The sequence below is a fragment of the Mesorhizobium sp. WSM4806 genome, assembly GCF_055811635.1.
On record NZ_JBVVQZ010000026.1, the window covers coordinates 57,584 to 70,747 of the forward strand.

The 13,164-nt window shown below is 59.5% G+C and carries 9 protein-coding genes; 5 read left to right on the forward strand and 4 right to left on the reverse strand.

The window, feature by feature from the left end; genetic code table 11:
• Positions 1-541 precede the first annotated feature (541 nt).
• From AC0L2M_RS30670 to AC0L2M_RS30685, 4 genes are all read right to left on the reverse strand, one after another.
• The gene (locus AC0L2M_RS30670; protein ID WP_473536776.1) at positions 542-1,723 is read right to left on the reverse strand and encodes a M24 family metallopeptidase; all 1,182 of its coding nucleotides are present in this window, start codon (positions 1,721-1,723) and stop codon (positions 542-544) included.
• 778 nt (positions 1,724-2,501) lie between these two features.
• On the reverse strand, positions 2,502-3,401 hold the full coding sequence (sucD, locus tag AC0L2M_RS30675; protein ID WP_473536778.1) for a succinate--CoA ligase subunit alpha: 900 nt from the start codon (positions 3,399-3,401) through the stop codon (positions 2,502-2,504).
• An 11-nt stretch (positions 3,402-3,412) separates the two neighbouring features.
• Positions 3,413-4,600, reverse strand: a complete 1,188-nt coding sequence (locus AC0L2M_RS30680; RefSeq protein ID WP_473536780.1) for a malate--CoA ligase subunit beta — start codon at positions 4,598-4,600, stop codon at positions 3,413-3,415.
• An 18-nt stretch (positions 4,601-4,618) separates the two neighbouring features.
• Complete coding sequence (locus tag AC0L2M_RS30685) at positions 4,619-5,578, reverse strand: HpcH/HpaI aldolase/citrate lyase family protein (protein WP_473536781.1); 960 nt, start codon at positions 5,576-5,578, stop codon at positions 4,619-4,621.
• A 574-nt stretch (positions 5,579-6,152) separates the two neighbouring features.
• Between AC0L2M_RS30685 and AC0L2M_RS30690 the strand changes: the two genes are divergently transcribed.
• The 5 genes from AC0L2M_RS30690 (at position 6,153) to AC0L2M_RS30710 (ending at position 12,939) form a co-directional block, all read left to right on the forward strand.
• Positions 6,153-7,631, forward strand: coding sequence for an NAD-dependent succinate-semialdehyde dehydrogenase (locus AC0L2M_RS30690; RefSeq protein ID WP_473536782.1), 1,479 nt, complete (start codon positions 6,153-6,155; stop codon positions 7,629-7,631).
• Between the two features lie 12 nt (positions 7,632-7,643).
• Positions 7,644-9,047 carry an aminotransferase gene (locus tag AC0L2M_RS30695; protein WP_473536784.1) on the forward strand — a complete coding sequence of 468 codons (1,404 nt, stop codon included), beginning with the start codon at positions 7,644-7,646 and terminating at the stop codon, positions 9,045-9,047.
• 251 nt (positions 9,048-9,298) lie between these two features.
• Positions 9,299-10,372 (forward strand): GlxA family transcriptional regulator, encoded by a 1,074-nt coding sequence (locus AC0L2M_RS30700; protein ID WP_473536786.1) that lies wholly within the window; start codon positions 9,299-9,301, stop codon positions 10,370-10,372.
• 205 nt (positions 10,373-10,577) lie between these two features.
• A complete protein-coding gene (locus AC0L2M_RS30705; protein WP_473536787.1) occupies positions 10,578-11,756 on the forward strand; it encodes a M24 family metallopeptidase in 1,179 nt (392 codons plus the stop codon).
• 40 nt (positions 11,757-11,796) lie between these two features.
• The gene (locus AC0L2M_RS30710) at positions 11,797-12,939 is read left to right on the forward strand and encodes a M20 metallopeptidase family protein (protein WP_473536788.1); all 1,143 of its coding nucleotides are present in this window, start codon (positions 11,797-11,799) and stop codon (positions 12,937-12,939) included.
• Positions 12,940-13,164: the final 225 nt, after the last annotated feature.

Consider the following 13,164-nt stretch of genomic DNA (forward strand, 5'->3'; position numbering starts at 1 on the left):
TCGTGCGCAAAAGGCCATTGAACGCGCTGAGCACCTTGGCCGGCGGCACCCAGGAATGGAGAGCAGTTGAGAAAAGAAGCGATCGAGCAGACCGCCGGTGTGCAACTCAACGCGGTCGTTTTCAAGTGGAAGCTTCGTCAGGGACACACGCACCCGCGTTGCGCCTGCCATGAGCGAGACGACTGTCCTCAGCAACAAATGCACGCGTTGTTTGGGCTAAACGGGCCACGTCTGCGCAGAAGCACATCTCCCGGATCTTCGATTCGAGGTCCTACAGCGCTTGCTTGTGCGGGTGGCGGTCGACGAATAGCGCGGCCGGCACTCAGCGCAAGGCTGTCGTATCCGGTGATCTCTCGATACCACACCCACTGACCAACGAGGACGCTGCCCTATTCTGGGACCCCGGCTGCTCGGGGCCGCCTCCTGTAAACACCGCGCTCGTGAACTACTGCGTGAAAGGGAAGCTAAGGGATTGGGAAGCGAAGCACTTCGGTGCACCTTCCGAATCTGGCTGAGTAGACAAATACCTAGAATCTTTCAGCTAGTCCACAACTATCAACTCGCGGGCGACATCGGCTAGCCGCTCGCCACCTTTTTCGGTAACAACAAACGACTCCGAGATTGCGGCTCCGAAGGCAGGAGGCCTCACCCCTGATTGGAAATGGAAACACATGCCTGCCTGGAGCACGGTCTTTTCGCCGGCGCGAATGCTCACAGTACGTTCGCCCCAATCCGGCGGAAAATTCATGCCGATTGAGTAGCCGGAACGGCCTTTCTTGATGTAGCCATGGCGGTTAAGGACGCTATGCCAGACGGCATTCACCTCGTCGACGACCACACCGGGCTTTGCCATTTCGAGTACAGCATCGCCACCTTCCACTATGGCATTGGCGAGATGTCTGACCTCGGCGGGTGGCTTTCCCATATAAATGGTACGCGTTAGCGGCGCATGATAATGGCGCCTCGCTGCCGCAACTTCCAAGAGAACCAGCCCCGATGAAGGCAAGGGTTTATCCGACCATGTGAGGTGCGGAGCGTTTGTTTTTTCGCCAGCCTGAATCAACGGACAAAGGCTAGTATAGTCACCGTATTTTCCGTCGACACCTCTTGTTTGAGAGGCGTAAATCTGCGCGACAATTTCGTACTCCGGGACTCCCGGCTTTAGATTTTCGATGGCCGTATGCATGGTATGGCTGACAATCTGGCCCGCTTCTCTCATATAAACGAGTTCAGCGTCGGATTTGACGAGTCTCGCCCAATTTACAAGTCCGCGGCTGTCGGAGAACTTTGCATTTGGGAGACCTTTGACGAGGTGCTGGTGTGCTCGCGCGGTATAGAAATGCGCATCAAGCTCAACCCCTATGCGATCAGATCCCCATCCGCGTGATTTTATGATTTCGCAGACTTCGTCGTAGGGATGAAGTTCCACATGATGGAGCCGGTCATCGGAGAAATTTATGATGTTCTCAGCAGGCAGGTCCGTCGTAGCATGAGCACCGTTTACGTCAACCAGCCGTCCGATCCACATCGGCGTTTCCGATTGGAGGTGCAGTAGGACCACTTGAGGCGTGTAGAAGGACCAAGCGTCATAACCGGTCAGCCAGCACATATTTGCGGGATCTTGGCAGATTAGCAGGTCCAGTCCTGCTTCCTCCATCCGTGTTTTGACGTCATGAACACGGCGTCGATACTCCGCAGGCAGGAAGGGTTTCTCATAGTCCATTTCGTAGTCGTCCTCTGCACCTAGGTTGGTTGGCTGACCGGACCAAGCATTCGTTCCATGCCATCCGTACTGGTCGACAACTTAACATGCTTCAGAGGACTGCTTTGCGCGGACCTCGCCGGTTGGTCGCAGAAAACCTGCGTTTTTGTGACTTTGTGCGCAGCCTTCACTTCCTGTTCTGAGAGACTCGGCGCCGTGTCCGATGTGCACCGCGCCTTCTTCTTGACTCCAAAAGCCTGAACAGCGGTGGACACAAGGTGACCCGTAGCTTGAATATCGATCCCCGAAGAGCGACGCCCTTGCTTCCGATAGTGGGGCATTTCTGCAGAACGCGGCAGCACAGTTAGGCTGGCTGAGACCATCATGCATACAAAATGGACGTCCTCTGGTGCCCCCACGTCGACAGTATCCAGCTTGACTAGCGTGATGAATGGCGCCTTGAACCTGTTGAGGATGGGAAGCCGTTGAAACCTCTACGCAAAGGCCGTGGGCGGGGCCGCTGCGGGGATTTGGCCGCGGCACACGATCCCCGACTTTTATCGGCGCAAAAGCGATCTTAGACGCCGGGCCACTGCACAACTATAGCGGCTGTTCGTAGACTCATTTAGGACTGTTCAATCCGCCAAGGCGCACCCGTAACTTGGCTCGTCACGAGTTGTGGGCGCGCCGCTGAAGTCGACGCCGAAGTGGGGATAATCCGCAAGCGTCACCTCTTGAAGCAAGATGCCGACCACGCTGTTCCTTTTACACGGTCCTCAAATCGATCTCATATCTTGCGCTATGCGGCTTTCGTCCGATCGGCCATCACGCCGGCCACGACCTCGCCGAACGAAGCTGGCGTCGGCACGATGATAACGCCGGCTTCCTTCAAGATCTGGACTTTCTCTTGCGCAGACTCGCCGAAGGCGGAGATGATTGCGCCGGCATGGCCCATGCGGCGGCCCTTTGGCGCGGAAAGCCCGGCGATGTAGGCGATCAGCGGCTTCTTCATGTTGTCGCGCGCCCAGAGTGCGGCTTCCGCTTCCTGCGAACCGCCGATTTCGCCGATCATCACCACGGCGTCTGTACCTTCATCGTTTTCGAACAGTTCGAGGATGTCGCGGAAGGACGAGCCGTTGATCGGATCGCCGCCGATGCCGACGCTGGTCGAGACCCCGATGCCCATCGCCTTCATCTGCGACGCCGCCTCGTAGCCCAGGGTTCCGGAGCGCCCTACAATGCCGACACGCCCGGGCAGGTAGATAGACCCTGGCATGATGCCCATCAGAGCCTGGCTGGGCGTGATGATGCCGGCGCAATTGGGTCCGATCAGCCGCAGCCGGCCTTCGTAGCGATAGCGGCGCATGTAGCGCTTCACCCGCATCATGTCCTGCGACGGAATGCCGTCGGTGATGCAGACGCAGAATCTGATGCCGGCGTCTGCCGCTTCCATGATCGAATCCGCCGCGAAAGGCGGCGGCACGAAGACGATGCTCGCGTCGGCCCCGGTCTCGCGCACCGCGTCCTTGACGGTGTTGAACACCGGCAGGCCGAAATGTGTCTGGCCGCCCTTACCGGGTGTGACGCCGCCGACCACATTAGTGCCGTAACGCTTCATGTCCTCGGCGTGAAAACTGCCGATCTTGCCGGTAAATCCCTGCACGATTACGCGGGTGTCCCGGTTGAGCAGAATTGCCATTCTTTCCTCCCTCAGCCCGCTTTTTTCATCGTGACGGACCGCCACGCCGCAACCGCTTTCTCGGCGGCTTCCGTCAGCGTGTCAGCGACGATCACCGCTTCGCCGGAATCGGCAAGGATGCGGCGCCCTTCCTCGACCTTGGTGCCGGCGAGCCGAACTACCAACGGCACATTGACGCCCACTTCGCGGATCGCCTTGACGACGCCTTCGGCGACCCAGTCGCAGCGATTGATGCCGGCAAAGATGTTGACGAGGATAGTCTCGACATTCTTGTCGCCAAGCACGGCGCGGAATGATTTCGCAACGCGCTCGGGCGAGGCACCGCCGCCGATGTCAAGGAAGTTGGCCGGCTCGCCGCCGGCGATCTTGATCATGTCCATCGTCGCCATTGCGAGCAGCCCGGCGCCGTTGATGATGCAGCCGATATTGCCGTCAAGGCCGACATAGGAAAGGCCCCGGTCGCTGGCGAACATCTCACGCGGGTCTTCCTGGCTTTTGTCACGCAATTCCGAAATTTCGGGACGGCGAAAAAGCGCATTTTCGTCGAACGACATTTTTGCATCCAGCGCCACCAGATTGCCGTCGCGGGTGACGACGAGTGGATTGATCTCCAGCATCGACGTATCGTAGTCGCGAAACACGCGGTAGCATCCTAGAAGTATTTCGGTAGCCTTGCCGATCATCGCGTTCTCGAGACCGAGCCCGAAGGCAATCTCCCGTGCCTGGAAATTCTGCATGCCGGCGCCGGGATCGACGGTCGCGCGGATAATCGAATCGGGTTCGTTTTCGGCGATTTCCTCGATTTCCATTCCGCCGGAACTGGAGGCGACGATCATCACGCGTTCGGATTTGCGGTCGAGAACGAAGCCGAGATAGATCTCCTGGACGATGTCCACCGCTTCCTCGACATAGAGCCGCGAGACCAGCTTGCCGCGCGGCCCGGTCTGGGGCGTCGCCAGCTTGCGCCCGAGCATCGCTTCGGCTGCGGCGGAGATTTCTTCATCGCTCGAGCAGACTCGGATTCCGCCCGCCTTGCCTCTCGCGCCGGAATGGATCTGCGCCTTGACGACCCATCTCTCACCGCCGATCTCGCTCGCGCGGTACGCCGCCTGTTCCGGGCTATAGGCGAGGCCGCCGCGTGGCACGTGCACGCCGTGACGGGCGAGCAGTTCCTTGGCCTGGTATTCGTGAATGTCCATCTTTTTCCCCGAAAGCTCTCAGTGCGTCGCCTGCGCCTGGCCGGCGCGCTCGATCGCCTCGTGAACGGCCAGCACGTTGCGCGCCATCCGTTCGGATGCCGCGTCGATCATCTTGCCGTCGAGCGCAGCAGCTCCTTTTCCCAGCGCCTCCGCCTCTTTTAGGACCTCCAGGATACGCCGGGCCCGGGCGACCTCCTTTTCCGGTGGCGAGAACACGCTGTTGGCCAGCTCGATCTGCGATGGGTGGATTGCCCATTTGCCTTCAATGCCCAGCGCCGCGGCGCGCTTTGCACCGGCGACGTAGCCCTCCGGATCGGAGAAGTCACCGAACGGCCCGTCGATGGCGCGCAGACCGTAGGCCCGGCAGGCCACCGTCATCCGCGACAAGGCGAAATGCCACTGGTCGCCAGGATAATCGGGGTTGAGCCCGCCGATGTTAACGGTGCGAGCCTTGTTGCTCGCTGCATAGTCGGCAACGCCGAAATGCATCGCCTCCAGACGGCCCGGTGTGGCGGCGATCGCCTCGACATTGGCCATGCCCAGCGCAGTCTCGATCAGCGCTTCGAGACCGACGCGGGTCTTGTAGCTCTTGGCCATCTCGATCTGGTTGACCATGGCTTCGACCATATAGAGGTCGGCCGGGACACCGACCTTCGGCACCAGGATCGTGTCAACCCGGTCGCCCGCCTGCTCCATCACGTCGACCACGTCGCGGTACATGTAATGAGTGTCGAGGCCGTTGATGCGCACCGACACGGTCTTGCCCTTGGCGCGCCAGTCGATGTCGTTAAGCGCTTGAATAATGTTCTTGCGGGCGCGTCCCTTGTCGGGCGGGGCAACCGCGTCCTCGATGTCCAGGAAAACGAAGTCGGCGGCGCTGTTCGCCGCCTTGTCGATCATTTCCGGGCTGGAACCCGGAACTGCCAGTTCGCTGCGCTGGAGCCTCAGCTTCTTGAGGTGGTTGATGGTGTGGCTCATGTTACGTCTCCCCTGCACCCGGACTGTTCGACTAACAGACATTTTCCATGCCCGTTTGGGCTCCTCCACAAGCTAGCACGCCCTGGACGCCGGGCTTGTGCCGCTCTGGGTAAGATTCCGCGCAACATCTGCGTTTTTAACATGCTTGCGCAGCGAATCCGCTTCCCATGGGTCTATCGTCGCTTATCAGGCCGGGCGGTCACCCCTCGGAATGCTGCGGTCGATATCTTTTTGGGAAAAGGATTTTAGACTGGTGGCAATCTTGGGGTTTGGCCGGAATGGATTCTTAAGCCACCATGGCCCCGAGACACCGCTCTGGCTTGGCCGACAACACTTACGGCTGGGCGCGTCTCGATACTGGCGCGTCACCGTTGTGGCGGCGACGCGTAGACCGGCGGAAATGTCCTCGTTCCTTAATGGGGCTCCCATAAGGCAGTCAGAGATCAGACGGAGAAAAACCTCAGCAGAACGCCATTATTCGCCGGAGGACGCCTTGGCGGCCCTACATCGCGCTGCCGATCGCCGCACTTGCCGGCCTATTTTGACGGAAATGCACGTCGATTTGGGGTTAGAGATGAAAGGTTCAGCATCCGCCGCATTAAAAGGGCTCAAACGGCGGGACCTTCTGCAAAAGTGTGCCTATGTGAATGGCGCTTGGCTCTCCAAGGTTGAAACAATCTTGGTGGTGGACCCGGCTACTGGCGAGGAACTGGCTCAGGTGGCCGCCTGCGAGATGTCTGATGTGGATACCGCAGTCAGCTTTGCGAAAACCGCATTTCAACGATGGCGCGATGTTCTTCCTTCGGAACGGGGCGCATGCCTGCGGAAATGGGCCGCAGGTATACGTGAGAATGCGGAAGACCTTGCCGCCATCATGACCGCTGAACAAGGCAAACCATTGACCGAGGCGCACGGTGAGATTTCATATGCCGCTAGCTTTCTTGACTGGTTTGCAGCGGAGGGCGAGCGGGCATATGGCGAGACCATCCCGAGCCATCTTGCGGGCAGCCGACTGTCTGTGCAGATGCAGCCGGTCGGAGTGACGGTCGCCATCACGCCTTGGAACTTTCCGTCGGCGATGATCACCAGAAAAGCAGGAGCCGCGCTGGCTGCCGGCTGCACCATGATTGTTAAGCCAGCCCCGGAAACGCCCTTGTCAGCTCTGGCGCTTGCCCGCCTTGCCGAGGAGGCAGGAGTCCCCGCGGGAGTGTTTCAGGTGATCACGGGAGAGGCTGCCCCACTCGCAAAACGGCTATTGGATCACAGCGATGTGCGGGCATTCTCCTTCACGGGCTCGACCGAGGTCGGTCGGATCCTGCTCGAGCAGTCCGCAAAAACCCTGAAGAAGGCTTCACTTGAGCTCGGCGGCAATGCTCCTTTTATCATTTTCGATGATGCCCCCTTGGAGGCAGCCGTGGCTGGATGCATAGCAGCCAAATTCGCCACCTCCGGTCAGGACTGCTTGGCGGCCAATAGGATCTATGTCCAGCGGGGAAGCTATCAGCGCTTTGTGGAAGAATTCGCGAAGGCCACCGGTAAACTGAAAGTCGGGCATGGATTCGAACCCAGTGTCGACATTGGCCCAATGACCAAACCATCTGTCGCCGAAAAGTGCAGGCGACAGGTTTCGGAAGCTCTTTCTTCCGGAGCCCGCATCGTTGTTGGCGGACAGGACAGTCCTCTCGGGGGCAATTTCGTAACCCCGACTGTTCTCGCCGATGTCACGGACGACATGCTGATCGCCAAGGAGGAGACCTTTGGGCCGGTGGCTGCAGTCATTCCGTTCGATAAGGAGGCGGAAGTGCTTGCGCGAGCAAACAACTCGGAAATGGGCCTTGCGGCTTACGTTTACACAAAAGATCTGAACCGCGCCATGCGGCTGACCGATCAGTTGGAGTACGGCATGGTCGCCGTCAACACCCCGAAATTCACCGGCGCTCCCATACCCTTTGGCGGCTGGAAACAATCCGGGCTGGGCCGCGAGGGCTCAAGACATGGTCTCGCCGAATATCTCGAACCCAAATACGTGTGCATCGGTAATATCGCAAATTGAAAGGCCAGACGTATGAATATCAACATCAACGATATTAGCGAAAAGGACAGAAATGCTGTCCTGCATCCTTTCACTCAGCTCAAAGATTTTGCCACGGGCAAGCTCGGTGATCCGACCATCGTTGAGACAGGCAGAGGCATTCGCATTCAAGATGCGCATGGCAACCAGCTGATCGACGGGTTCGCCGGCCTTTATTGCGTCAACGTCGGGTACGGCCGCACCGAAGTCGCCGAAGCGATTTCCCGCCAGGCTTTCCGTCTGGCCTACTACCATTCCTACGCTGCCCACACGACGGACGAGCTCGCAATCCTTTCCGATCGCCTCGTAAAGATGGCGCCGGGCAAGATGAGCAAGGTCTTCTACGGCATGTCCGGCTCGGATGCGAACGAGACTCAGGCCAAGCTTGTTTGGTACTACAACAATCTGCGTGGCAAGCCGAACAAGAAGAAGATCATCTCGCGTGAACGCGGCTATCACGGATGCAGCGTCGTGTCCGGCTCGATGACGGGCATGAGCTTCTATCACGACCACATGGACCTGCCGCTCCCGCAGATCGTTCACACCGGTGTTCCACATTACTACTGGGGCGCCAACCCAGGCGAGTCCGAAAGCGAATTTTCAGCGCGGCGCGCCGAGGAACTTGATCAGCTGATCGAACGCCTGGGCCCGGACAATGTTGGCGCCTTCATCGGCGAGCCGGTGCTCGGCACCGGCGGCATCACGCCTCCGCCGGAAGGCTACTGGGGAGCAATCCAGGCCGTGCTCAAAAAGCACGATGTGCTGCTCATTGCAGATGAAGTCATAACCGGCTTTGGCCGGACCGGCTCCATGTTCGGCTCGCAGCACTACGGCATCGAGCCAGACCTCATCACGATCGCAAAGGGTCTGACTTCGGCCTATTTCCCACTTTCCGCGGCAATCGTCGGTGAAAAGGTCTACAAGGTCCTGGAGAACGGGGCGGATAAGGTCGGAGCATTCTCGCACGGTTACACCTATTCAGGTCATCCGATCGGGGCTGCCGCGGCCAACGCGGTGCTGGACATTGTCGAGAAAGAAGACCTTCCGGGGAACGCTCGCGAGGTTGGTGAATTCTTCCAAGCGCAGCTGAAGGAGAAATTCGCCCAGTTGCCCATCGTCGGCGAAGTGCGCGGCGTCGGCCTCATGGGTGCAATCGAGTTCATGACCGATCGCGACAAGAAAACGCGTTTTGACGCCACGCTCAAGGTTGGTGCACGAATTTCCAAGGCAGCGCGTGAACGCGGTCTCATCGCTCGCGCCATGCCGCATGGTGACATTCTGGGCTTCGCTCCTCCCTTGGTGACAACCAAGGCTGAAGTCGAGGAAATCGTCGGCATCGCTGAAAGTGCAGTGCGCTTCGTTATGGATGAGCTCACGCGAGACGGGCTTAACATCTGAAGCGGACGGCAGCCGCACCTTCGGTTGCAGAAGGGCCCTGAAAGTCTGCCTGACGTTCGACAGGCGCGCCTGGCCCGCTCTATCGAGCGGTTCACCGGGTGGCGACGTGAGCGGGCAGATCAAGGGGACACTTAGCGGGAGAATCACCGGCCCCCGACCGCGGTGGGCTGGCGCCAGTCCACCTGTGGCGCCTTTTTGGAATGGCCGCTCGAAGCACGAGCGATCAGCGTAGGAGAAAAGGGACCCCCGGGATGCTAGACTCACAGTCCACATGCCGAAATTTTTGCTTTTACCTCCTGCCGGCCTTTTCGCTCCAGGCCTTCTCGTCGGCAGTAGAAGCGCTGAGGCTTGCCAACGAGGTGTTGGGGCGGGACGTGTATAGCTGGCAGGTCATTTCGGACGACGGGCAACCTGCGGCCTCGAGTTGCGGGCTGTTGGTTTGCGCCGATTCTTCATTGTCCTTCGAACGTGAAAGAATTCGTCGATCGATCTCAGCACCGGCCGTCGTGGTCGTCGGGGGCCGCAATGCTCCTAGTCCGCACAAACAGCTTGATGCCTGGCTACGAGAGTGTCGCAACCGCCGCGGCAGCCTCGTAGGCATAAGTAGCGGTACGGTTGTGCTTGCTCGGGCGGGGCTTGCAGAAGGGCGGCGTTGCGCCGTTCACTGGGAGCAATTTCCTATATTCTCTGAGCGATTCCAAGGGGTGGTAGCCACTCAAACCGCCTTCGAGCGGGACGGGGACCTATCCACTTGCGCCGGGGGGGACGCTCCGTTCGACATGTTTCTGGATTTGGTTGACCGCCACCATGGGACGATAGTCGTCAATCGTATTTGCGAGAAAGCTATCGCGTGTAGGATCCGTTCAGCGGGTGACCGCCAACGTCTACCTCTTCATTCTCGAGTGCAACTAAACCATCAGGCGGTCATCAAGGTAATTGAGGACATGGAGGCAAACCTCACGGAGCCATTGCTGTTGGACGAACTTGTGGGGTCAGCTGGCCTATCCCGCCGTCAAATCGAGCGGCTGTTTAGGCGGGAACTGGGGTGTTCCCCGAGCCGCTATTATTTGGATCTTCGACTGGAACGTGCGCACCTGCTACTCATCAGCTCGCGCCTGCCGGTCGTTGAGATAGCGATGGCTTGCGGCTTTGTCTCGGCATCGCATTTCTCAAAAGCGTACCGCGAGGCCTACGGATGCGCGCCGCATCAATCACGATTACCAGTTTACCAACGGAAAAAAATGCGGTCGAGCCGGCCGGAGGAAAATAGAACCAGGCAAATCGATCGGAGGCTAAGTAACGAAGGACTGCCTAACTGCCACTAGCAGAGCGCCGCGTTGTTCTCTGAGATCGGGTGCGGCGCTCCTTCTGCTGAACGGTCTCAGCATACCTATCAGGGGAAGGGTGTTCGAAGAGGTCCGTCTTCGATCAGCTCTTGTCGATTATCCCGTTTCAGCCAGATCGGCCCGCCCGCTTGCACTGGCGCTAACTTAAGATACGCGTAACGCGATAAAATAGGATGACTTCGATATGATACCATTGCCCTTCCTCCCGGACGAATACCGGAACAGGCTTTCCGCCATCCGGACGGAGATGGCACGACGCGGTCTCGATCTTCTCGTCGTCAACGACGTCGCTAACCAGAACTACATCACCGGTTATGACGGCTGGTCGTTCTACACGCCGCAACTGGTGCTGGTGCCGCTTGCGGACGAGGAGCCCGTCTGGGTCGGGCGCGCCATGGATGCCGCTGGCGGACTGTTGACGGCATGGATGAAGCCTGAGAATGTCGTGGGCTTTCCCGAAGATCATGTTCAGCGCGCCGACCGTCATCCGATGGACTGGATTGCCGCCTGGATCGAAAGGAAGGGCTGGGGGCGCGGCAATGTCGGCATCGAGCTCGAGGCCTATTACTATTCGCCGAAGGCCCACGCCCGCCTGACGGCCGGCCTGCCCAACGCCACCTTCCACGACGCTGATCTCCTGGTGAACTGGATCCGCAGCGTCAAATCGGAAGCCGAGATCGGCTACCTTTGCAAAGCCTCGCGCCTTGCCGAGGCGGCGGTCACCGCAGCCTATGAAGTGATAGCGCCGGGAGTGCGCGAGTGCGACGCCATTGCCAAAATCCAGGCCGCCCAGATAGCTGGCTCGCCGGATTTCGCTGGCGACATCACCGCCCTGCCGCCGACCATACTCGGCGGCGAAAATGCATCGGCGCCGCATATCATGTGGAGCGATCGTCGCTTTGGCAACAACGAAACCGTCGCGCTTGAACTTGCCGGCGTTGTGCGTCGCTATGCAGCCGGTCTGGCAAGAACGCTCCAGCTTGGTGCCGTGCCCGCAAAGGTCAGCGACACCAGCAAGGCTGTGCTGGAAGGCATGGATGCCGTCCTTGCTGCGATCAAGCCTGGTGTTGTGGCGGAAGACGTCGAGGCAAGCTGGCGTAACGTCATCGAGCGCTACGGCCTGAAGAAGGAGTCCCGCATTGGCTATTCGATTGGCGCCGCTTACCCGCCGGATTGGGGCGAGCATACGATCAGTCTGCGTCAGGGCGACAAGACGATCCTGAAGCCGGGCAATGTGCTCCATTCCATCCTCGGCATGTGGATGGACGGCTGGGGGATCGAAGTCAGCGAAACGATCCTCGTCACGGCCAATGGCTGCGAAACGCTGACCAGCTTCCCGCGAGAGATCCATGTCAAGCGCTGAAGCCGGCAACGGATTGATGGATCCTCAGCTGGAGCGCCGGATGCTAGAGATCCGGCGTCACCTCCACCGCAATCCGGAACTGTCGAACGAAGAGCGCGAGACGCAGGCCTATCTCAAACACGCTCTGGAAGAGGCCGGGTTGAGCGGAATCAGGTCCGTGGCAGGCTTCGGCCTCGCCTTGGACGTCGTGGGCACGGCCGGTCCCTCGAACCGCAAGCTCGTTATCAGAGCCGACATCGACGCGCTGCCAATTTCGGAAACTTCCGGCGTGCCGTTCAGGTCGGAGCGTCCGGGCGTCATGCACGCCTGCGGCCACGACGCCCATGCGGCAATGGGGTATGCCGCAAGCGTGCTGTTGGAACGGCAGAAACAGTCCTTCAGTGGCACCGTGAGGATCATCTTTCAGCCCGCTGAGGAGGCGGAGCCGCTAGGCGGCAGGCGCATCGTCGACGAAGGGCTTTTGGACGACGTCGACGCCGCAATCGGCATCCATGTCGATCCTTACACCGGGGCCGGGAAGATCGCCGTTGGCGCGGGCCCGTACACGCTGGCCTGCGACACCTTTGACGTTACCGTTACCGGCAGCGCCGCGCACGCCGCCAAACCGTCCGAAGGCGTCGATGCCATCGCCGTCGCCTGCTCGATAGTGACGGAACTGCAGAAGATCGTCTCGCGCGAGATCGATCCGTATGACCCGCTGGTCGTCTCCATTACCGGAATTGAAGGCGGCGGCGCCTACAATGTGATTGCGGCCGAAGCGAGGTTGAAAGGCACGATCCGCAGCGGCCATGAAGCGACCCGCCAGTATGCGTGGAAGAGGTTTCGCCAGATCGTGGAGGGTGTGGCGGCATGCCATAACGCCAGCGCCGTGGTGGATCTGCGGCACGGCGAGCCGGCGGTGATCAACGACCCGGACATGGTTGAGATCATCCGCAGAAGTGGTGCCGATCTGTTGGGACCAGAAAATATGCTGAGTGCCCCAGGTTGGACTGTAGCTGACGATTTTGCCTTCTACAGTGAGAAGTGCCCGTCGGTCTATTTCCGGCTTGGCATTCGAAATGAGGAGCTTGGCGCAGTCTATCCGCTTCATCATCCTCGCTTCCAAGTCGACGAGCAGGCACTCGCCATAGGCGCTGTCGTCCTCTGCGACGCTGCGCGAAATTTCTTGCTGCCTCCGAGCTAGCTGGGCGACCAAGCATTGCGACTCCTGACCCACGTCGCCTTGGTCCCCAATTTCGCCTGGCAGTTGCGGTCCGCACTTATTTCAGGGAGCCGAGCAACAAAAATATGCACCCAAGGAGAACCGCGATGGTCGGGTGTGTGCCCGATTGCAAACGTGAGGATGACTTTACCGCTTAGGCGGTGAGGCTGCTGGGTTTCTGTCCACCCTGCCCGTTCCGGGCTGCAG